This is a genomic window from Endozoicomonas sp. 2B-B, assembly GCF_053470045.1.
The window spans coordinates 3,955,457-3,975,467 of record NZ_JBLZMU010000001.1; the positions used below are offsets into that span (position 1 = coordinate 3,955,457).

At 45.0% G+C, this 20,011-nt stretch carries 21 protein-coding genes and 2 pseudogenes; 6 read left to right on the forward strand and 17 right to left on the reverse strand.

The features are described from left to right. Positions 1-25: 25 nt before the first annotated feature. Both ACOMHB_RS15150 and ACOMHB_RS15155 read right to left on the reverse strand, forming a co-directional pair. Entirely contained in the window at positions 26-229 is a 204-nt protein-coding gene (locus ACOMHB_RS15150; RefSeq protein ID WP_448218682.1) for a hypothetical protein, read from the reverse strand. 337 nt (positions 230-566) lie between these two features. Then, positions 567-899, reverse strand: a complete 333-nt coding sequence (locus tag ACOMHB_RS15155; RefSeq protein ID WP_257282032.1) for a type II toxin-antitoxin system HicB family antitoxin — start codon at positions 897-899, stop codon at positions 567-569. A 186-nt stretch (positions 900-1,085) separates the two neighbouring features. Here ACOMHB_RS15155 and ACOMHB_RS15160 point away from each other — a divergent pair, with 186 nt between their 5' ends. Then, positions 1,086-2,339, forward strand: a complete 1,254-nt coding sequence (locus ACOMHB_RS15160) for an ISL3 family transposase (protein WP_448217236.1) — start codon at positions 1,086-1,088, stop codon at positions 2,337-2,339. 92 nt (positions 2,340-2,431) lie between these two features. On the opposite strand, the gene ACOMHB_RS15165 is transcribed toward ACOMHB_RS15160, so the two are convergent. Continuing rightward, the gene (locus ACOMHB_RS15165) at positions 2,432-2,809 is read right to left on the reverse strand and encodes a hypothetical protein (RefSeq protein WP_422138118.1); all 378 of its coding nucleotides are present in this window, start codon (positions 2,807-2,809) and stop codon (positions 2,432-2,434) included. Between the two features lie 109 nt (positions 2,810-2,918). Further along, positions 2,919-3,944, reverse strand: a complete 1,026-nt coding sequence (locus ACOMHB_RS15170; protein WP_448217237.1) for a DUF2806 domain-containing protein — start codon at positions 3,942-3,944, stop codon at positions 2,919-2,921. 83 nt (positions 3,945-4,027) lie between these two features. Here ACOMHB_RS15170 and tnpA (ACOMHB_RS15175) point away from each other — a divergent pair, with 83 nt between their 5' ends. From tnpA (ACOMHB_RS15175) to tnpC (ACOMHB_RS15185), 3 genes are read left to right on the forward strand one after another with little or no spacing between them, the layout of a single operon-like run. Continuing rightward, positions 4,028-4,354 carry an IS66 family insertion sequence element accessory protein TnpA gene (gene tnpA / locus ACOMHB_RS15175; RefSeq protein WP_448215653.1) on the forward strand — a complete coding sequence of 109 codons (327 nt, stop codon included), beginning with the start codon at positions 4,028-4,030 and terminating at the stop codon, positions 4,352-4,354. Continuing rightward, positions 4,351-4,719, forward strand: a complete 369-nt coding sequence (gene tnpB / locus ACOMHB_RS15180) for an IS66 family insertion sequence element accessory protein TnpB (protein ID WP_448215654.1) — start codon at positions 4,351-4,353, stop codon at positions 4,717-4,719. Before tnpA (ACOMHB_RS15175) ends, tnpB (ACOMHB_RS15180) begins: the two co-directional genes overlap by 4 nt. 36 nt (positions 4,720-4,755) lie before the next feature. After that, positions 4,756-6,471, forward strand: a complete 1,716-nt coding sequence (gene tnpC / locus ACOMHB_RS15185) for an IS66 family transposase (RefSeq protein WP_448215655.1) — start codon at positions 4,756-4,758, stop codon at positions 6,469-6,471. A gap of 572 nt (positions 6,472-7,043) precedes the next feature. Here tnpC (ACOMHB_RS15185) and ACOMHB_RS15190 read toward each other — a convergent pair. The 5 genes from ACOMHB_RS15190 to ACOMHB_RS15210 form a co-directional block, all read right to left on the reverse strand. Continuing rightward, on the reverse strand, positions 7,044-7,769 hold the full coding sequence (locus tag ACOMHB_RS15190; RefSeq protein WP_448217238.1) for a transposase: 726 nt from the start codon (positions 7,767-7,769) through the stop codon (positions 7,044-7,046). Further along, entirely contained in the window at positions 7,756-8,889 is a 1,134-nt protein-coding gene (locus tag ACOMHB_RS15195; protein WP_448217239.1) for an ISAs1 family transposase, read from the reverse strand. The genes ACOMHB_RS15190 and ACOMHB_RS15195 overlap by 14 nt, the downstream gene beginning before the upstream one ends. A gap of 391 nt (positions 8,890-9,280) precedes the next feature. Then, positions 9,281-9,658 carry a hypothetical protein gene (locus ACOMHB_RS15200; RefSeq protein ID WP_422138118.1) on the reverse strand — a complete coding sequence of 126 codons (378 nt, stop codon included), beginning with the start codon at positions 9,656-9,658 and terminating at the stop codon, positions 9,281-9,283. Between the two features lie 76 nt (positions 9,659-9,734). Further along, positions 9,735-10,130 (reverse strand): type II toxin-antitoxin system death-on-curing family toxin, encoded by a 396-nt coding sequence (locus ACOMHB_RS15205; RefSeq protein WP_448217240.1) that lies wholly within the window; start codon positions 10,128-10,130, stop codon positions 9,735-9,737. Beyond that, entirely contained in the window at positions 10,130-10,300 is a 171-nt protein-coding gene (locus tag ACOMHB_RS15210) for an acetyltransferase (RefSeq protein WP_163372918.1), read from the reverse strand. The genes ACOMHB_RS15205 and ACOMHB_RS15210 overlap by 1 nt, the downstream gene beginning before the upstream one ends. A 398-nt stretch (positions 10,301-10,698) precedes the next feature. Between ACOMHB_RS15210 and ACOMHB_RS15215 the strand changes: the two are divergent. After that, a pseudogene (locus tag ACOMHB_RS15215) lies at positions 10,699-11,049 on the forward strand (transposase); the annotation flags it as partial. Here ACOMHB_RS15215 and tnpC (ACOMHB_RS15220) read toward each other — a convergent pair. The 3 genes from tnpC (ACOMHB_RS15220) to tnpA (ACOMHB_RS15230) are packed head-to-tail and all read right to left on the reverse strand — an operon-like array spanning position 11,044 to position 13,294. Beyond that, positions 11,044-12,594: an IS66 family transposase gene (gene tnpC / locus ACOMHB_RS15220; protein ID WP_448217241.1), complete on the reverse strand. Its 1,551-nt coding sequence runs from the start codon at positions 12,592-12,594 to the stop codon at positions 11,044-11,046. The pseudogene ACOMHB_RS15215 and the gene tnpC (ACOMHB_RS15220) sit on opposite strands and share 6 nt — an antisense overlap. Positions 12,595-12,599: 5 nt before the next feature. Next, positions 12,600-12,983: an IS66 family insertion sequence element accessory protein TnpB gene (gene tnpB, locus ACOMHB_RS15225; protein ID WP_422452200.1), complete on the reverse strand. Its 384-nt coding sequence runs from the start codon at positions 12,981-12,983 to the stop codon at positions 12,600-12,602. A 2-nt stretch (positions 12,984-12,985) separates the two neighbouring features. Continuing rightward, positions 12,986-13,294: an IS66 family insertion sequence element accessory protein TnpA gene (gene tnpA, locus ACOMHB_RS15230; RefSeq protein WP_448215511.1), complete on the reverse strand. Its 309-nt coding sequence runs from the start codon at positions 13,292-13,294 to the stop codon at positions 12,986-12,988. Positions 13,295-13,374: 80 nt separating this feature from the next. On the opposite strand from tnpA (ACOMHB_RS15230), the pseudogene ACOMHB_RS15235 reads away from it, so the two are divergent. Continuing rightward, positions 13,375-13,773 (forward strand): annotated as a pseudogene (locus ACOMHB_RS15235) (transposase); the annotation flags it as partial. A gap of 307 nt (positions 13,774-14,080) precedes the next feature. Here ACOMHB_RS15235 and ACOMHB_RS15240 read toward each other — a convergent pair. The 5 genes from ACOMHB_RS15240 to cysS form a co-directional block, all read right to left on the reverse strand. Continuing rightward, positions 14,081-14,251 (reverse strand): hypothetical protein, encoded by a 171-nt coding sequence (locus tag ACOMHB_RS15240; RefSeq protein ID WP_448217242.1) that lies wholly within the window; start codon positions 14,249-14,251, stop codon positions 14,081-14,083. Between the two features lie 24 nt (positions 14,252-14,275). Then, positions 14,276-15,840, reverse strand: a protein-coding gene (locus ACOMHB_RS15245; RefSeq protein ID WP_448215008.1) for an IS3 family transposase whose coding sequence is annotated in 2 segments (ribosomal slippage) — positions 14,276-15,387 and positions 15,387-15,840 — 1,566 coding nt in all. Because the reading frame shifts where the segments join, the coding sequence is not laid out codon by codon here. Positions 15,841-15,881: 41 nt separating this feature from the next. Continuing rightward, a complete protein-coding gene (locus ACOMHB_RS15250) occupies positions 15,882-16,409 on the reverse strand; it encodes a hypothetical protein (RefSeq protein ID WP_448217243.1) in 528 nt (175 codons plus the stop codon). 162 nt (positions 16,410-16,571) lie between these two features. Further along, the gene (locus ACOMHB_RS15255; protein ID WP_448217244.1) at positions 16,572-17,426 is read right to left on the reverse strand and encodes a hypothetical protein; all 855 of its coding nucleotides are present in this window, start codon (positions 17,424-17,426) and stop codon (positions 16,572-16,574) included. 1,205 nt (positions 17,427-18,631) lie between these two features. Continuing rightward, positions 18,632-20,011, reverse strand: a complete 1,380-nt coding sequence (gene cysS / locus ACOMHB_RS15260) for a cysteine--tRNA ligase (protein WP_448218645.1) — start codon at positions 20,009-20,011, stop codon at positions 18,632-18,634.

Consider the following 20,011-nt stretch of genomic DNA (forward strand, 5'->3'; position numbering starts at 1 on the left):
TGCGTTGATGTTATTTGTGTAATGTCTAACCATGAAGAATCACGTCACCCACGACATTCACGTCGTCAACGATATGCTCCATACACATTTGGAGCACATAGGTTATCAATATCGGCACAATTTTTACCGGCAACGCCCTCAATGCCTCCAATGCCTCCAATGCCTCCAATGCCTCTAATGCCTCCAATGCCTCTAATGCCTCTAATGCCTCCAATGCCCGATTTGTCACATAGCAGTGGAATTTCTATTCAGCTTCAACAGCGTGGAGAAGGAGTTTTCATTTATGGCACACAGGAGGGAGATCCTATTCAAATTAGTTTACCTTCAGAAGATCAAACAGCAACTTTGCAGCAAATAAACCATGGCAACTCTGTTACACAAATAACTACTGAATCTAAAGATGGATGTGTGCGAGTAAGAATATCGAGTAAGAATATGTACCAGAGATAATAGTGGTAATAGCACTGTTGAGGATTAAAGGCATAACGCCTGCGTGTGGGGCTGACGCCGCAGGCGGCAGTCCCAGCCAGCTTGCTGGCGACACCACGCACTTGTTATGCGCTGGTTTATATGCGAGAAGCTTGAACTAAGGCTCTTGAAATCCATTGGTTGATACTTTGACCGCTAACCTGAGCTGCTGTTGCAATAGTTGCATGAAGTTCTGGTGGAATACGTAGCATCAATTTTCCAGAGTATGGTTTCTGAGGCTCTTTGCCCACAGAGGCACAAGTTTCGAGATAATCTTCAACTGCGTCGTGAAAAGCATCTTTCAATTCTGTTACTGACTCACCATGAAAACCAACTCGATCTTTAATGCCTGCAATATGACCAATAAAGCATTCATCATCGTCACTGTATTCTATGCTAGCTGCATAGCCTTTGTATGTCATTGTGTTCATGGTTTAACTCCAATTCTAGTTAGAAAATCTCGTGTATCTTTAACCTGATAGGGCTTTGCCTCTTTTTTTGGCTCTTCAGGGATATCTGTGGGTAAAAATGAGTCAATTTGAAAGGTAGAAGCACCAGCGGCTGATTTTTGATAGGTTTTTTGTTAGCAGACAAAATAACCACAAGAAACACCGCTGATGCTAATAAAAACTATCCTCAATAAAGTTCATAAACTCAAGTCATTTGTTTATCAGGATGTGAAACTTGGCTTCTACCAAGGCTCTGAAGTATTTAATGTAGCCGTTGTTCCACGAAAGAACAGTCACGCTATCTGCTCAGGATGCCAGAAACCTGCTCCGGGCTATGATCATCTTGCTGAGCGTCGTTTCGAGTTTGTTCCTCTCTGGGGAATCAGAGTTTTCTTGCTCTATAGAATGCGCCGGGTGGAATGTAAGACGTGCGGCGTAAAGGTTGAGCAAGTCCCATGGGCTGAAGGTAAGAAGGAGCTGACCAAAGCCTATATGCAATTTCTGGCAAACTGGGCCAGAAAGCTGTCTTGGAAAGAGGTTGCCAGTACTTTCAATACCTCATGGGAGAAAGTATTTCATGCTGTGGAGTACATGGTTGAGTGGGGCAAAGCGCAACGTTCACTCGACAATATCAAGGCCATTGGCGTTGATGAAGTGGCTTACCAGGTCGGACATAAATACCTGACAGTGGTTTATCAGATTGATCGCAGTTGCACCCGGCTATTATGGGTTGGTCAGGATCGTACTGAAGCCACAATTAGAAACTTTTTCTTCTTTTTTGGCCCTGAGCGTAGTCAGCAACTGAAGTATGTCTGCTCTGACATGTGGAAGCCCTATGTAAAGGCGATCGCCGAGTTTGCCAATCAGGCGCTGCATATTCTGGATCGATTTCACATTGTGGCCATGCTGAACAAGGCCATCGATAAGGTCAGAGCATCAGAACACAAACAGCTTCAGGCTGATGGTTATGAGCCTGTTTTGAAAAAAACCCGTTGGTGTCTGCTGAAACGAAAGGAAAACCTGACCGAGAAAGAAGAGATCAAGTTAAATACAGTGCTTCAGTATAATCTCAAAAGTGTCAGGGCCTATCTGCTCAGAGAGGAGTTTCAAGTGTTCTGGAGTTACATATCACCACACTGGGCAGGAAAGTATCTGGACCGGTGGTATACAAGAGTCATGCGGTCAAAGATAGAACCGATGAAGAAAGTAGCTAAAACTGTTCGGCGACACAGACCACTGATCCTGAATTGGTTCAGGGCAAAAAAAGCATTTTCCAGCGGAATTGTGGAAGGTCTGAACACCAAGATAAAACTCACTACGAGAAAATCGTATGGTTTCAGAACCTATAGATGTGCAGAAATCGCTTTATATCATGCACTGGGCAACCTGCCCGAACCAGAAATGCCCCACAGATTTTGCTGACGAGGCAAAAAAATAGAAAAAACTTGCACACTGCTGCCGGCTAACGCCTGCAGCATCGGCAGACAAAATTGGCGGTGCGTTGCCTGCACTTGTTATGTGCCGGGTACTGGATAAATAGTAACAACAACACTACCGCCGACCCCAGCCAATTTTTTTATTGCATCTGACTCTATTCTTGAATGAAAGTTATTTGGTGTAGTCCCACTTTCATAGCCAAAGTCAAAATCTCTCCTTAGTGCTTTGTCCCAGATATCTCTTGATGATTTGGACAAACCATCAATTAAAGAAACATACTCAGCAATTATCTCATCGATCCCGCTACAGGCTGTTTCAAAGGATCCATAATAAATACCATCAATCTCTTCATTACGAAACACGCAAACACGCTCCCCCCATTCCTCGATGATGGGAGATATATCAATCGACGATTCGATATCTAGATCTATGTTAAGAAAGTGGATCTCATTCATAGTAACTTAACTTGATTTGGCACATAACGCCTGGTTCAGCCGCGCCGCCGACGGCGGCGTCGGGTGGAGGGGCGAAGCCCCGGAACGAACTGGAACCATTTGTTATGCCCTATAGCTCGATGGCATTAAAATACTGTCCATGGGTTGCGCTTGTTTGCATCCAGTCACCGAGCTTCACATTGAAGCCTTGACTTTTGATTTTGTTTCCAATTTCCTCCATGTATTGTCTGTCAGCTTTAAAGTCACCTAAAGAAAGAAGTTCGACTCCAATCCTGCTGACTTGATAACAATCAAGAACCATTTTTTTAGCTGGATCATCATGTTCAATTAATAGGATTATGCTTCTATTTATTAAGCTGTTTATGTATTTATTGCTATCGATACTAGGCATTGTTAAATTGAGGCCTGCAACTTGTCCACCTTGCACCCCATTGAGAATTCCAAGATCATCCATTTGAAGCAAGAAAGACATGTTAATATTAAATTCTTCAAGGCGTTTGGTTTTAAAAATAGTATTATTTATGACAAACTGACCGAGAGTTGAAATTGCTAACGCTTCGTCTTGAGATAAATTCTTTATAAACTCAAGAGTCCTTAATGAATATCTTCCTGGTGATTTCACTTCACCGGCTAAGGTTCTAGCCCAAAGCTTTCGTAATTCTTCACTTTGAGTGCTTTTAGCATAATCACGCCAACGATAAATCCAGTCAGGATCTACATTCTCCTGAGGTGGTTCTTGATTAGATCTTAACAATTCATCTTCTGCTAAAAGAATTGTTTTGTTTATGTTTATTTCTTGTTGTATTTCTTCAGCATTCTTCTGTTGATCTATTTTTGAAGAAAGGCTATTTAAGTTAATTAATGGCTCAATTCTACCTAAATCATCTTTTTCAGATGAATCTACACTAGAGTTATCATTTAATTCAATTAAACGACCATCTGATAATAATTTTTTGCGACCTTGCTTTATATCATCAGCATCAGATTCTGCCTGCGCAATTAAAAGGAGTTCATCTCTTCGCACTTCAGCGTGCGCTTTTCCTTGCCTTTTTATCTGCCAAGGAGAAGCCAATGAGCCGATTCCATCTTTGGTTAATGTTTCCCACATTTTTATGAGAAGTTTTTCTCCAAACATTTTGTAAACGCCAAATAAACCCACGCCCTTCAGAATCAAAACCCCATTTGAAATGATTAGCCTCCCGATATAAGGAGGCCAATATGTCAAAGAAATTACCCGCAGACAGTGAATGGCTAGAGCGTGTTCAGTCGTGGCGGGATTCAGGTTTGACTCAGAGTGCGTGGTGCCAACAGCATGGTATAAGGGTATCCAAATTCGGATACTGGAAGCGTAAACTCGACACAACCCCCAGCGTAAAACCGACCCCGAACAACTCTGGCTTTGTCCAGGTAACACCCCAACCAGAACCTGGTGCGCCTTCTCGGATAACACCACTCTCCATCACCCTACCCAGTGGTGTAACAGTGTCCGGTATTGATGAAAGTAACCTGTCGCTTTGTGAGCAACTGGTGAGGGATATGCTATGAACACCCCGGTTATGCGACCGTCAGAGGTATTACCAAAGGTGTTTCTCTACCGGGAGCCGATTGACTTTCGCAAGTCATTTCGTGGGCTTGCTGTGTTGGTTGAACAAGAGCTGGGGCACAACCCCTTTGACGGCTATTTATATGCGTTTACCAACCGGCAGCGTAATAAAATCAAGTGCCTGTTCTGGGAAGATAATGGTTTTGTGCTTTATTACAAGAGCCTGTCTGAGGACAAATTCCACTGGCCCAAACCGGACGAAGAGCTGGTTACATTAACCGGGAAACAATTAAACTGGCTGCTGGACGGCTACAATCTCAATGCCATGCAACCCCATAAAAAAAGGCATTATGAGAGCTGTTTTTAGTCCTGTTTTTCAGGGTTTTATGGTAAAATAGCGACCATGAAATCGACCGCCGACACTCTGATTTTTCAGCCGAAATCCGCACTGGATTTGCCCTTTCATCAGGCTGAGACTAACCCTGAAATGGTCGCCTTGTTTGAGGCGATCCATTCGCAGGAAAGTGTCATTCTTGAAAAAGAAAATGCCCTTCTTGAAAAAGAAAATGCCCTTCTTGAAAAAGAAAATGCCCTTCTTGAAAAAGACGACATTATTCAAAAGAAGTCAGAGGTCATCGATTCTCAAAAAAAACGCATTGCGCAACTGGAAGAGTACCTGAGGCTCTCCCGATCCCGCCTGTACGGAAGAAGCACTGAAAAAAACAACAGCCAGGTCGACATTTTCAACGAGGTGGAGCTGGAAGGCTGCACCGGAGAGCAAGACGAAGCTGAAGGTCAGCCAGAGCAAGAGCCTCCAAAACCACGCAAAAAGAAAACAGGGCGCAAGTCATTTTCAGAGTCTCTGCCCAGAGTGCAGGAACGCTCTGAACTCAGTGAAGAAGAAAAAGCCGGAGCCATTGATACCTTCTTTGTCAAAGTCCGTGAAGAGCTTGATATCGTTCCGACCAAGGTTCAGGTGAAAGAAATTCTGCAAGAGAAAGCAGTCTTTCCAGAAGTCGATGAGCATGGACAGGAGAAGCGGGTCATTAAAGTTGCAGAGCTGCCAAAACACCCACTGCCCAAATCTTCACTCTCTGTTTGCACACTGGCCTGGATCATTGTCTCCAAGTACTGCGACGCACTGCCTTTGTACAGGCAAGAGAATATCCTCAAGCGATACGGTGGCTCTGTCACCCGGACGACGATGGCCAACTCTTTGATTCGGCTGTCTACAGAACTGCGGCCACTCATCAATTTGATGAGAGATCATCAAAAGACCGGTTCGGTGATCCATGCTGACGAAACCCGAATTCAGGTGATCAAGGAAACCAGCAAGTCCATCAACTCTGACAAATATATGTGGGTCAGCCTTGGTGGGCCACCCGGACAAACATCGGTGGTGTTTGAATACGATCCCTCAAGAGGCAAGGAGGTTCCCCTGCGTCTGTTCGAAGGGTTCAGCGGTTACCTGCAAACTGACGGGTATGCCAGTTACGACGCTGTATGCAAACAAGAAGGCATCACCCAGGCGGGTTGCTTCGACCACGTTCGCAGGAAATTTCTGGATGCCAGGAAGGGCGAAGCCAAACCGGGCAAAAAGGTGAAAAACACCCGCGTTAGCAAGGCGAATGTCGCTTTAGGCAAAATCGGTAAGCTTTACGCCATTGAGAAAGAAATAGGAGATCTTCCTCCATCAGAAAAAGCCATCCTGCGTCAGCAAAAGAGTAAGCCACTACTGGACGACTTTCATGTATGGCTGGAGAAAAACATAACCAGGCTAGACCCGGGCAGCCTGTCGCACCAAGCCATGAGCTATGCATTGAACCAATGGCCAAAACTGGTCGTTTACTGTGACAACGGCCACCTGGATATCAGTAATGCCGCAGCGGAAAACACCATCCGCCCCTTCGCTATTGGCCGCAAGAACTGGATGTTTGCAGACACGCCAAAAGGGGCGCAAGCCAGTGCCCTTTTATACAGCCTGATTGAAAGCGCAAAGGTGAATGGTCTGGAGCCTTTCAATTACCTGAACCATATTTTAAAAGAGCTGCCTTACGCCGATACCGTTGAGAAACTGGAACAGCTTCTCCCCTGGAATGTTAAGACAGGCAAAGAATAAGAAATCTTGGGGGCGGCAGCCAGTACGCTGGTTTATTTGGCGCTTACAACATTTTTACTCCATAGTTTATTTATTGCAGGGGCATAACGCCATGCTGTGGGGCGCCGCACAGCGGTGTCCCAGCCCCTTTAGGGGCGACACCAGCAACTTGTTAGCATGGCAGCCCACCCGCAAGGGCAAATGGTGAATGATGCAGAGGATTAGCAAGCTTTCTTGCTGAACTGATCGAAGCGCACAATCTCTGATATTTAAAAGCTACCAAGCGATAAAGAAGCTGATGCAACTTTGAACTGGCATAGGGCAACTGAGCAAAAAGTACCGATAAACTGAAAACCAACGCTGACATGCCCAACGATACACCGCAGATTTTTCAGCGACAGACTTCACACCAGCAGACATGAACTGCTGAGAACTACTGAAAAGTTAGTGTAACACTGTCTTTTTGCTGGGAGGTTCTAACTCGAAACCCACCATAGACAGTGAACCCAAAAACTCTTTTTGAAAACTGGTCTTTTCACGACCAGAAACTCTCTATTATTGCTGCCTGCTAACAGCTATTCTTAGGGTAGACATTAAGCCCCACCCACAGCACAAAGTCCTAATCTTGTACGCCCCGAACAACCATCTCGTGCAGGGTGTTCACGTCTCGCATTATCTGCCCAGAAGTCCAGCAGCTTCCTTGTATGTGAGAGCAGAGACTTTCCTGCATTCATCAGGGATAAAATGACATTACCAAACAGCCGGGTTCCACTTTTCATCGCCTTATGCGTCGAGATTTCTTCAATGGCTCCACTTTCGTAGAGGTTCGCCTGAGCAGCATGGGCAAGATACCTTTTCAACGTCACAACCACGAAGGACATCAGAATCAGGCTAAACACCAGTGTCGCTGATTTAGTGTTAAAACGATGCCACCCTGAATAGGACTTGATCTCTTTGAAGATAAGCTCTATTTGCCATCGTAGACGATAGGCCTGAAGTACTTCACTCAGGGTGAACTCAACCCAGTTGAGGTTGGTTACAATGAATACCCATTTCAGTCTCCTGTCATTCCAGCGGACAACTAAACGATATGGCCAGGCCTTGAATCCCGGCCATTCTACATCCAGGTCGAGGCATTGATCTTTAGGGAAGCCAGACAACACTTCCTTAAGTTTTTGCCCTTTGTAGCGATTGAGATTTTTGCCATCCTCCCGGACTGCGCTAAGTATCTTCGGGTTGATACTCTGAGGTGCCTTGCAGATAAAAGAACCCTCCCGATCATCAATGGCAGCAAATAGGGAAAAATCATGAAACCCCACACCCAGCAAGGACTTCAGACAGGTATTGTGTGTTCATGGCTGCCTTTTTCTGTTTACGCTTTAAGCCTGCTTTAAAGGTTTTGGTATTGTTCAACATATTCACTGCCATATGTCGAAAACCTGTGAGCATTTCAGCGGCATTGCCCCTTCTGATTCGACAATCATCTTCTCGCATTGCAACATCCATTTTCCAATGGAGTTTATTTTCGATCGCCCAATGCTCTCTTGCAGCATGTGAGAATTCTTCTGCTGTTAACTCCGCAGAGGAGATATAATAACGCACACTGATATCATCAGCGTTGAACACTTTATCTTCCATTCTGGCAGAGAAAATAATCCCGAGTGTTTTCATTCCTTTCCAATCAAAAGAAAAATTAACGAACTCATCAAAGGTATCACTTACTATGTGAAGGCGTGTTTCCATTCTACCATGGCTTTTTTCTTCGACTCTGAAAGTATCACCATTCCATTGATTCACTTTTTCAACAGAGAAATGTTTCTCAAATGCTTCATGAAGCTTGCCCTGGTTGCCTTTTACCGCTAACAAATAATCAGCGCCTTTATCAACGATTTTCTTGGCAATGTCCCTCTGACACCCCATGGCGTCTATAGTTATGAGGCAGCCACGGATTTCCAGGAGATCAAGCAATTCAGGTATGGCGGTAATCTCGTTACTTTTATCATTAATTTTAATTTGGCCAAGAACCAATTCGTTTGCAGTCGCAAATGCACTCACCATGTGAATTGCACCTTTGTCCTTGCCTTTATCGTAAGAGCCTCTTGCTGTTTTTCCATCAATTGCAATGATCTCACCATTGGTTGTCTGGTGACAGGCTTGCATCCACTCAATAAAGCATTTCTGAAATTGCTTTGGGTTAATAGCAGCAACTACTCTGGAAATTGTATGATGTGAAGGAATACCGTATTCAAATTCACCATACTTTTTTAACCATTGCAGTCTTTCATTGCCGAAGTCTTCAATTTCTTCCCAACCTTCACAACCTGCAATGACAGCACAGATGGTTAAGAGCAGAATATCGGCAAGTTTATGATCTACTTTCCATTGCTGGCGTGCGTCATAAATGACAGATAGCCTATTCATTAAATCAAATGCATTCATTTCCAGGACATCCAAATCTTTTTTATACAAGACAATGGATGTGTATTTTACTCTATAGGTGGATATCCTTATAGCCATTGAGCTCAGTGGCTTCGGGGGCTTTCATGATTTTTCCCTAACTGGTTTAGTGCGCCGGACCAAATACTCATAAACACCGTGAACCCACGCTGACATGCCCAACAAGACACCGCAGATTTCATAGCGACTGACACAGAACCCAAAGACATGCACTGCTGAGAACTACTCAGAACTGGATTTGAACAGGCTGGTTGCTAGCATGGATTTTGGTTCGTGACTCGTCCACTAAAAAAATAGAAAAAACTTGCACACTGCTGCCGGCTAACGCCTGCAGCATCGGCAGACAAAATTGGCGGTCCGTTGCCTGCACTTGTTATGTGCCGGGTACTGGATAAATAGTAACAACAACACTACCGCCGACCCCGGCCAATTTTTTTATTGCATCTGACTCTATTCTTGAATGAAAGTTATTTGGTGTAGTCCCACTTTCATAGCCAAAGTCAAAATCTCTCCTTAGTGCTTTGTCCCAGATATCTCTTGATGATTTGGACAAACCATCAATTAAAGAAACATACTCAGCAATTATCTCATCGATCCCGCTACAGGCTGTTTCAAAGGATCCATAATAAATACCATCAATCTCTTCATTACGAAACACGCAAACACGCTCCCCCCATTCCTCGATGATGGGAGATATATCAATCGACGATTCGATATCTAGATCTATGTTAAGAAAGTGGATCTCATTCATAGTAACTTAACTTGATTTGGCACATAACGCTTGCATAAGCGGTGGCGCGTCAAGCGCCGTCCGCTGGATGCTCTTGTTATGTTTCGGTTCCTTTCATGTACTGCGAATATAATATGTCAGCAAAATCAGTTTCATTTATTTTTTGTATGACCAAATCTCGAACTGCATTTGCTAAAAGCTCATTATCTTCTGTGATTTCATAGTCATTCAGAGAAAGATATTCAAGAGCAACAGCTAATCCTGTGCGTTTATTCGCATCTGGACAGGCATGAGAAACTGCAATAGATGCAGTATATTTAGCAGCTATTTCAAATATATCATCTAAACCTTCGTAAACTATTGCATTATCAATGCGGCTTAATGCTCCTTGCAACTTGGATACATCAACTGTGCCTTTCATCCCTGGCTCAGTAGTAAGAATAAATGCATTGATCTCAATCACACGCTCAAAGGGAAAGCAAATGATATTCATCACATATCAGCCAGTTTTTTGAAAGTTTTAGCGTGAGTTCTTAGAGCAAGCTTTGTTTCTGATTTTATTATTTGCCGCCCAGCATCACCTGAAAGATCAAGCTTCTTTGTTGCTTTTATTTTCGGTCTTTCAACAGGCAGCACACCATAGTCTTCAACTTTTGAATTCATAATTTTTACCTTATTTAAATCTTTGTGGGGTATTATAGCTCGACGGGTTGAGTTGAGAAACATAACAGCTATTAAAACTCAAACGAGTGATATCAGATATTACACTCACACGCGCCATATCCCCCCAAATCAGAGAAAATCAACGCACTCGAGATATAATCCCGTTTTTTCAATCCGTCAAAAAGTCATTAATTATCAACAGACTACGAGCTATTCTACCTACCGTCCCGAATAGGCCGCAAGTGAGTTATTTGCTTTCTGGTATTTTCTTCAATAATACTGTACAAAATAACAGTTATTGAGTTTACCATGCCATCTGCTTTTATGACTGAAGCAGACAAAACTCTGAGAGTGAGGGGCTATAGCTTTAAAATCAAGCTGACGGTTTCTTTAACAAAAAAACGGCAGCTGACACCCTAAAAGAATTCGGCAGCAATTCCAAAAAACTGGATGCAGGCCTGGGAATGACCGGCGTCCTGCACACTCATAGCCGACGACTGGATTACCATCCCCATATACACTTTCTCGTGCCAGGTGGCGGCATCAATACCCGACGAAAAGAGTGGCGCAAACTCACAGGCAACTACCTGTTCAATGGCAAGAATCTGGCCATGGTCTTTCGAGCCAAACTCCTTCGCGCCCTGGACGAAAAGGGACTACTATCTCCGAGCCTGAAAACAAGGCTACCCAAAGAGTGGGTCGTCAATTGCAAAGTAAGCGTTCAAGCAGGGTATAGACTCCCCCTACTTATCGAGATCGGATTTTAACGGATTGGCCCCGAATTTCTCTTTCCAGATTCGTGGGATTAGCTCCCGGATATCTCGAGCCGGATGGTAACTGATGCGCTGAAGCACATCGACGAAGTACTTGTATGGATCAATGCCTGCAAGAAGACAACTGACGATTAACGTCTGAAACACGGCTACATTGACTGCCCCTTCTTCTGTCCAGCAAAAAAGCCAGTTCTTTCTCCCCATCGGGATACACCTGAGACTTCGCTCCAGGTGATTCGTATCAATGGCGACATCCGGATTATCCAGATAAAGCCGTAGCTCTTTTTCCCGTTTGTTCACGTAGCCAAGAGCCTTGCTCAATGGGTTGCTTTTCACCAGATTCAGGCGACGAAGTTGTTCTTTATGCCAGTTAAAGAACTGATCAACCAGTGGCTTGGCATTCTGTTGGCGGTATTCCTGCTTTGCTTCGCCTTGCAGCCCAGCTTTGCGGATTTCGTCTTCGACTTGATAGATCGCACCTATGCAGTCCAGCGCCTCTTTTGCGGCTTCTGGCTCGACCTCTTGTGACTTGACGAAGTACCTCCTGCTATGTGTCCAGCACTGGGCATGGATGATTTTGGGATATTTCATGCACAGGCGGTCGTATTCCGAATAACCATCGGTCAGCAAGACCCCCTTATACTCTTTCAGATAAGGCTCTACGACCCTGCCAGAACGAGTGGTGGAGAAGGTAAAAGCTATCTCATTCTGGTCTCCGTAAAAACACCAGAAGTAGCCTCTTTGCATCTTGCCCTTGCTTTTACGGCCCGCTTTTCCGGGCGTTTCATCCAGAGTGAGGACATGACTTTCCAGACAGCTGTTGAGCACTTCGTCAGCGATGGGTTTGAGTAACTGCCCGGCACGCTGCTCAAGATGTGTCAGGGTTCCACGGCTGATGGTAATACCACTGGACTCAAGTTTCTGATGCTGGCGGTAAAGCGGTGCGTGAAAGCGGTACTTCTCTACCAGCAGACCTGCGATAAAGCTGACATCGGCAAAGCTGCGATCAAATAATCCTGATGGTGCGGCTACCGTTGTTAGCGTCTGGCTGGGCTTATGGCGAACGACTTCGCGCTGATATTTCAGGATGACATAGCTGGCAGGGCGCTGCGCCAGCCGATAGGTGTACTTGTAGTCAATGATTTCGTACTGGTCTGCGTCTTCACCCTTCATTTCTGCAGCAGGCATCGGGATGAGTTCAATCGGTACATCTTCAGTAAAGCGCAGTCCCTGATCGGTCACACAGTCTTCAGGGCGATTCTTTTTCCGCCGTTCGTAAGTGATGGTTTCTGTGGGAGTTTCCTGCTCTTCAGGCTTGTCCTGAAGGATTTCTCCCAGCGCCAGCTGGTCCGGATTCTCAATCAGGCGCTTTTCGGATTTTTCACCAAATAGCTGTTGTTTAAACCAGGCCAGCTGATGTTTAAGAGAAGCTATTTCCTGATCACGCTCCGACAGCAAGACCAGGATCTGCTGGAGCAGGTCCTGGTCAGTGGTGCCGGGGGTCGAAACAGGTAATTTCATGGCGGTTAAAGATAGACCTTTGACTCTCCTTTTGTGTAACGGGACGGTTGATGTTTGTAGCGTTTATATTGCTGAACGCAGCGGGTATCAATGCCTTCAAGGATGAGCTTCAGATCTGTCCACGCCATTGTTTGCTTGATGGATTTGCCTGCATGAGTATGAAACTGACCCTGTTCCAGTCGTTTGCTCCAGATACAGTATCCACTGCGATCAAAATACAGCACCTTGCACTGGGTTTGTTTGCGGTTGATGAAGACAAACAGCTGGCCGCTGAGTGGGTCTTCTTCAAGTTTGTTTCTCACCAGGGCAGACAGGCCGTCGTAGGATTTACGCATGTCGGTGGGCCGGTTGTAGAGCCAGATCCGAACCTGAGATTCTGGAAAAAACATGATCAGCGACGCATACGAAGAATAACGCCACCGGGCAGCTCAAGTTCCAACTGCCAGTTTAAGCTGGCTGGAGGCTCAGTCAGCCCGTTTGGGACTTCAACCCATTCCGGGGCAGAAGCCTGAGCGATATCAAAGGAGTCAGTGTTGTTGTAATTCCTGAGTTTGCGTTTCCAGTTTGTGAATGTTGCCAGGCTTATGTTTTGAGTTTGGCAAAAAGCTTTCTGGCTCAAGCCACTGGCTATTTGCTGATCAATGATCTGTTGCCACTGCTCAGGGTTGAGACGGGTAAAGGGTTTTGTCAGTTGCTTCACGTTAGGTATCTCCTGCGTTGTTTGCAGGGGAAAGGCTGGCAGTCAGGTTGTGATTTTTGAAGACGTCCTCAAATGAGCGGTTACATTGCAAAAGGGTTGGCAAAGGATTACCAGCACTTGAATATCTACCCCGCTATCTGTACCGAGGCGTGATCAGTGACAACAACATCCTGGCCAGCAAACGAGGAAAGGTGACCTTTTCTTACCTCAACAGTGAAACCGGCAAAAAGGAGAAGCGAACCCTGCCAGAAGAAGATTTCCTGTGGCTGGTACTGAAACATGTATTACCCAGGCGACTTCGACGATCGCGGGATTACGGATTTTTACACAGCAAGGCAAAAAAACAATTATGACTGGTGCAACTGGTTTTAAATGTGATGGTCAAAGCATTCGAACCCGTCATTCGCCCGAAATTCAAATGCAGGCGTTACGGTGAGTCTATGAAACAGATTGCGTTCAGTTTCCTGAAACCGACCTGAGCTATTGACACATCAACAAAAACCGCCATTCACAAGCAAGGAGGAAATGTAAGCCCAGCCAGACAGATCCGACATATCCAAGACTACCGTAATGCAGTGGTCTGGAGACACTCATCCTGAATAAATAGCGTTCAGAAAAAACGTTTTGATTCAAGGTCCGCCAGAAAAGTAAACTCCAATAGGCTTTCCTTACCAGAATTCAACCCGGGCTTGTGCAACAACAGGATAAGATTGCGGCTGGGCACAATCTATCCTTATTTGTTATGTGATTTGTTTCAGTCCTTTTGGATGTAAGTTTTTAATTGACTCATGGCATACCAAAGCCTTCTGGGTCTTCCGAGCCTTTCCATTCCGGCCAGCTCAGCAGCTTTTTCACCTCATCCTTGGGCAAACCTTTGTCATGATACATGGACGAGAAGGCGCGGAACAGCTCCATACTGAACTGGCCATCCACTTCCCAAGGCTCGGAGTTTTTCAAGATAGTTGTCCCGAAAACTGAATTTTAGGCTGCCTTTTTCTCGTTAATTCTTGCTTCAGACAACCGCTCAGGATTCAGTGCAACCGCACCTACAGGCTCCCAGTTTCTGATAACTCCTGACCAGCGCGTTGGATTAGCTTCTCGCGCTTTGGTATACACCTGTTTCCGGTGATTCAGGATTTCCTGATCTCTTTTCTCATGCCGTTGCGCAGGTGTCACAAAGCGGATTGAGCTATGGCGGTGTTCATTGTTATAAAAGCGCTCAAACTTCAGCATCCACTGTCGACTGTGTTCTAACGTCAGAAAACCTTGAGATGGCCACTGAGGACAGTACTTCACCGTTTTAAAGATCGATTCTGCAAATGCGTTATCGTTACTCACCCTTGGGCGACTATGAGAGGGAATAATGCCCAATTCCTCAAGCTTGGCCTTAAAGGTACTCGACGTCATTGGAGCCCCATTGTCTGAGTGCAGTACAAGCGGTGTTTTAGTGCATTTTTCAGCCACCATTGTCCGGTTAATCAGTTCACTGGCTAACTCACCAGACTCACGGCTATGAATCTCCCAACCAACAATCTTACGACTGTAAACGTCCAGTATCAGGTAGAGGTACCAGAACTGGCCGCGTACCCTGGAAGGTATGTAACTGATGTCCCAACACCAGACCTGGTTAGGGCCAGTAGCAACATAGGTTGTCGGCTTGTTGCTTTTCGATCGCTTTCTTGAACGACCGCGGTGGTGCAACTGACCATACTTTTTCAACACACGGTAAAAGCTAGATTCAGAAGCAACGTATACTCCCTTGTCTGCAAGGGCTGGCACGATCTGCGATGGTGGCAGGCTCGCATACTCATCTTCATTACTGATAGTCAGAATACGTTGCTCCTCTTCCTCAGTCAGTTTGTTAGAGGGTACCGGGCGCAAGGCATCCGGGCGTTTGTCCGTTAACACTGCACCATTGTCATCGCGCCAGCGATTCAGTGTTTTCAGGGATATTTCCAATTGTTCAGCAGCCTTCCAGCGAGAAGCGCCGTTTGCTATAGCCTCATCAAACCATGTCAGCAGTTGGCGGCGCTTATCGACAGGTGTCAGTTGTCCTCGCTGTCTATCCCGTAGAAGGCATCGAGCTTTTTTGATAGCACCAGCAGGGCTGCAGCTTCTGCCAACGCCTTGTCTTTACGGCGAAGCTCTTTTTCAAGGCTCTGATTGCGCTTACGCTCTTGTTTTAATTGCTTGCTTTCCTGGTCTGCACGCTGAGAAGCCTGAACAGCACCTGAAATACAAGCGTGCTTCCACTCCTTGACTTGTTGAGGATAAAGCCCTTTTTTACGGCAGTATTCACTTAACTCTGTTTCTGACAAAGCAGCGGTTTCGACGACCACGGCAAACTTGCTTTCAGCAGACCATTGTTCTGATTTTTGTTCGTTCCCTGGCACAGGTAATCCTTTGTCCCGTAGTTTTTTACGCCAATTATACAGGGTTTGTTCGCTGATACCTTCCTCTCTGGCAACATCCGGCACAGAGCGATTGTGTGGTGGTAACAGTTTTTTCAAAACAGCTGATTTACGTTCCTCTGAAAAACGAGGCATATTCAACGTCCATCGCCCACTGTCTAGCTTTTATTGGTTAATCAGTGAGCGGGACAACTATCCTGACACAGCGGGGGCTGTTCATTTTCCGAATTTGATTGAGGAAATGACTGCTCCTGAATTAACTCATATTCTCCCGGAAGGGCAACTTGGGGAGAATTATTCGTTGCAATTATTAGTATGTGGAAATTACCATTTGGAAGTTGTACTGAGTTATAAATTAAAGAGGCTACCATATTATTATCTACTGAAGCAGTTGCACTAGCCCCATTTGAAATGCTCTGTCCACTTAATATTCCTTCTATATTTTCATTTGTGTGATATAAATAAGAACTACCGCTAGTGCTTGTAATTATATACATGATATGACCGTTGCTGATATTCTTAACTTCTGCTAAATACTTAATAGCTTCAGGAATACCTGAAACATTGAGAGTTATAGTTTGGTTTTCGTTTGAAATTATAAATTTATAAGGTTCAATTTTAGTAATCGTTGAGTAGCAAACGGGCACCCCTAAAAAAAATAATATGCAGCTCTTTAGCACATGTTTGATAGTTTTTAACATCATTTAGTCCTGTTTCACTCGATGGAGTTTAGACAGTAGCATAAAGATGATAGGTTGCCATTTAATCACAGTCACATAACGCCGCGCTCACCCGCTGACAAACATGGCGCTTGTTTTGCGCAAGCAAGACGAGTGACAGGTTTAGCAGTCGGTTGCAGCGCCTTGTTATGCATCTGTCTGCTCTAGCTCCAAAGGTTCTAATAAACGAAGATCAATGCCTATATGTTTCTGAAAACTTCCTTCATCCATGTGATACCAGATTGGAGTTAAGCTACTTGTAAATTTTACGAGTGCAAACTCGTGTTCAAATTCTTTAAAGCCTATACCTTTGGGCCAATGATCAATCCAAATTAGCTCTCTATCTTTTTTAGGAGAACTTTCTTCGTCTTTTGGGGTGTTCAGTTTTAAGTAAAATCTATAGCCTTTTAGAAACAACGAGCAAGCTATAGCCCATGGCTTGCTTGTCTTATTGTCGGAAATAAATTTTTCTATTTCAGTAATTTTTCCATCGTTAGGTAACATAGTCTCTGACTTTTTTGGGAAAAATCTCTCCCTTATATCTGTGTAGATATACTCAATTCGGTTTGTAGTTGATGTCCCCACATTTTCTGGTAATGCGGTACATACACCAACAAATTTATCTTTATCGTCAGTAAATATTCTTATACGACACTTTCCAGGAGTATTCGCCCAAAAGCCATCATATTCATACATGAAATCTTCAATCTTTCTCATAAATAAGCGATATCTCCCTTTGCATAACGCCATGCTGTGGGGCGCCGCACAGCGGCGTCCCAGCCCCTTCAGGGGCGACACCAGCAACTTGTTAGCATGGCAGCCCACCCGCAAGGGCAAATGGTGAACGATACAGAGGATTAGCAGCCTTCTTGCTGAACTGATTGAAGCACACAATCTCTGATATTTAAAAGCTTCCAGGCGATAAAGAAGCTGATGCAACTTTGAACTGGCATAGGGCCACTGAGCAAAAAGTACCGATAAACTGAAAACCAACGCTGTCATGCCCAACGATACACCGCAGATTTTTCAGCGACAGACTTCACACCAGCAGACATGAACTGCTGAGAACTACTGAAAAGTTAGTGTAACAGTGTCTTTTTGCTGGGAGGTTCTAACTCGAAACCCACCATAGACAGTGAACCCAAAAGCTCTTTTTGAAAACTGGTCTTTTCACAACCAGAAACTCTCTATTATTGCTGCCTGCTAACGCCGCGCACAGCGGCTGGCAAAGCTGGCGTTTTTTGTGCTGAAAGCACAAAAAGTGACAGGTTTGACAGTCCGTTGCTGCGCCTTGTTATGTGCATGCACCTGTTATGCAGCATGGTTTGTGTTGTCCATTGTTTACGACCCAACCAATAACTTTGAAACATATATAGGTGCTACCAAAACAAGCAATCCAACAATTAAAATTCCAAAGCTAACGGGAAACCTTATCCATGGGTTGTCACTTTCTACATATTGCTCAAATCTCAAATATAAGAAATTTAGAACAATAGCGCCTAAAACTATGCCTAAGAAAATTTGGACTTTTTGTTCTTCCATGATTTCTCGATATATCTACTTCGTTGGCACATAACAGCTATTAAAACTCAAACGAGTGATATCAGATATTACACTCACACGCGCCATATCCCCCCAAATCAGAGAAAATCAACGCACTCGAGATATATCCCGTTTTTTCAATCCGTCAAAAAGTCATTAATTATCAACAGACTACGAGCTGTTCTACCTACCGTCCCGAATAGGCCGCAAGTGAGTTATTTGCATTTTTGGTATTTTCTTCAATAATACTGTACAAAATAACAGTTATTGAGTTTACCATGCCATCTGCTTTTATGACTGAAGCAGACAAAACCCTGAGAGTGAGGGGCTATAGCTTTAAAATCAAGCTGACGGTTTCTTTCAACAAAAAGACAACCGGATCTACATTGATATGACAAACCCGTGTTCTCATACAGTAAAAAGCCCTTGTCGCAAAATACAAGAAGCACGCTACCGCCCTGAGAGTAAATCTGCCGAAACAGCAGACAAGCACATATCCCTAGGCTCAATGGCATTCTGGTTGGATGAGTAAACAGGTTCTATTGAGCGACATTGTGCCAGTATTTTCCATTGAAGGGCAGGTATTGGGGCTTAATTTTTGGCAACTGGAGTAAAAATTCTTGAGGTTTGGTAGGACCTGAAGATCCCAGGTCCTGAAAAGTCTATCAGCGCTCAATACGCCAGGTGGTTCCTTCCCGACTGTCCTGCAGGATAATACCCTGACTGGCCAGCTCCTCACGGATACGATCCGCTTCAGCATAGTCACGAGCCTTCTTGGCATCTTTGCGCTTCTGAATCATTGCTTCAATCCAGGCTTCATCGACCTCGGCTCCGGACTTCAGGAAAGACTCGGCATCACCTTGCAGAATACCCAGGATACCACCCAGTTTGACCAGCAAAGCTGCCAGCGGCATGGCTTTCTGCTTATCTTCGGCACGAATGGTATTCAGGTCACGTACCAGTTCAAACAGGGACGCCAATGCTTCCGGTGTATTAAAGTCGTCATCCATGGAAGCCATGAACTTTTCTTCAAAACGAGTGCCTTCAGCCGCAGTGACACCAGCCACATCCAGTCCTTTCAGTGCAGTGTATAGACGCTCAAGGCGAATAGACGCCTCTTTCAGACTATCTTCCGAATAATTAACCGGACTGCGGTAATGACTGGAAATCAGGAAATAACGCACGACTTCGTCCGGGTACTTATCCAGCACCTCACGAATCGTAAAGAAGTTACCCAGGCTCTTGGACATTTTCACATTATCAATGCGAATGGCACCTGAGTGCATCCAGGTATTCACGAAGGTCTGACCGTTGGCCGCTTCACTCTGGGCAATCTCGTTTTCATGATGAGGGAACTTGAGATCTGAACCGCCGCCGTGAATATCAAAGGTTTCTCCCAGGCAGCACTTACCCATAACCGAGCACTCTATATGCCAGCCAGGACGGCCATTGCCCCAAGGTGAAGGCCAGCTTGGCTCACCTTCTTTAGCTCCCTTCCAGAGCACAAAGTCCATAGGGTCTTCTTTCTGCTCATCGACTTCGATACGGGCACCGGCTTCCAGTTCTTCCAGAATTTTTCCAGAAAGCTTGCCATAGCCATCGAATTTGCGAACCCGGAAGTAAACGTCGCCATTGCCCGGTGCATAAGCAAAGCCTTTCTCAACCAGGTCACTGATCATTTCGATCATACCTTCCACGTGCTCGGTCGCCCTGGGTTCCTGATCAGGCTCCAGATTGCCGAGACGTTTAAAGTCTTCACGCATGGCGGCGATCATACGATCTGTCAGCACGTCAATAGTTTCACCATTATCAGTGGCGCGACGAATGATCTTGTCATCAATATCAGTGATATTGCGAATGTAAGTCAGGTTGTAGCCTTTAGCTCTCAGGTAACGGGAGACCACATCAAAAGCCGTAACCGTTCTGGCATGACCAATATGGCACAGGTCATAAACTGTCATACCACAGACGTACATCCGCACATGATTTTCATTCAGTGGTTTAAAGGCTTCTTTGGTTCTGGTCAGGGAGTTGTATATCTGCAA

Coding starts and splice junctions, on each gene's coding strand:
- ACOMHB_RS15155 (WP_257282032.1), bottom strand. CDS start 899: ATGAACACAATGACATACAAAGGCTATGCAGCTAGCATAGAATACAGT.
- ACOMHB_RS15165 (WP_422138118.1), bottom strand. CDS start 2,809: ATGAATGAGATCCACTTTCTTAACATAGATCTAGATATCGAATCGTCG.
- tnpC (WP_448215655.1), top strand. CDS start 4,756: ATGAAATCGACCGCCGACACTCTGATTTTTCAGCCGAAATCCGCACTG.
- ACOMHB_RS15160 (WP_448217236.1), top strand. CDS start 1,086: ATGCTAATAAAAACTATCCTCAATAAAGTTCATAAACTCAAGTCATTT.
- ACOMHB_RS15195 (WP_448217239.1), bottom strand. CDS start 8,889: ATGAATGCATTTGATTTAATGAATAGGCTATCTGTCATTTATGACGCA.
- ACOMHB_RS15210 (WP_163372918.1), bottom strand. CDS start 10,300: ATGAATTCAAAAGTTGAAGACTATGGTGTGCTGCCTGTTGAAAGACCG.
- tnpB (WP_422452200.1), bottom strand. CDS start 12,983: ATGTTTTTTCCAGAATCTCAGGTTCGGATCTGGCTCTACAACCGGCCC.
- tnpC (WP_448217241.1), bottom strand. CDS start 12,594: ATGAAATTACCTGTTTCGACCCCCGGCACCACTGACCAGGACCTGCTC.
- ACOMHB_RS15170 (WP_448217237.1), bottom strand. CDS start 3,944: ATGTTTGGAGAAAAACTTCTCATAAAAATGTGGGAAACATTAACCAAA.
- ACOMHB_RS15205 (WP_448217240.1), bottom strand. CDS start 10,130: ATGAATATCATTTGCTTTCCCTTTGAGCGTGTGATTGAGATCAATGCA.
- tnpA (WP_448215653.1), top strand. CDS start 4,028: ATGTCAAAGAAATTACCCGCAGACAGTGAATGGCTAGAGCGTGTTCAG.
- ACOMHB_RS15255 (WP_448217244.1), bottom strand. CDS start 17,426: ATGACAGCGTTGGTTTTCAGTTTATCGGTACTTTTTGCTCAGTGGCCC.
- ACOMHB_RS15200 (WP_422138118.1), bottom strand. CDS start 9,658: ATGAATGAGATCCACTTTCTTAACATAGATCTAGATATCGAATCGTCG.
- tnpB (WP_448215654.1), top strand. CDS start 4,351: ATGAACACCCCGGTTATGCGACCGTCAGAGGTATTACCAAAGGTGTTT.
- ACOMHB_RS15250 (WP_448217243.1), bottom strand. CDS start 16,409: ATGATGTTAAAAACTATCAAACATGTGCTAAAGAGCTGCATATTATTT.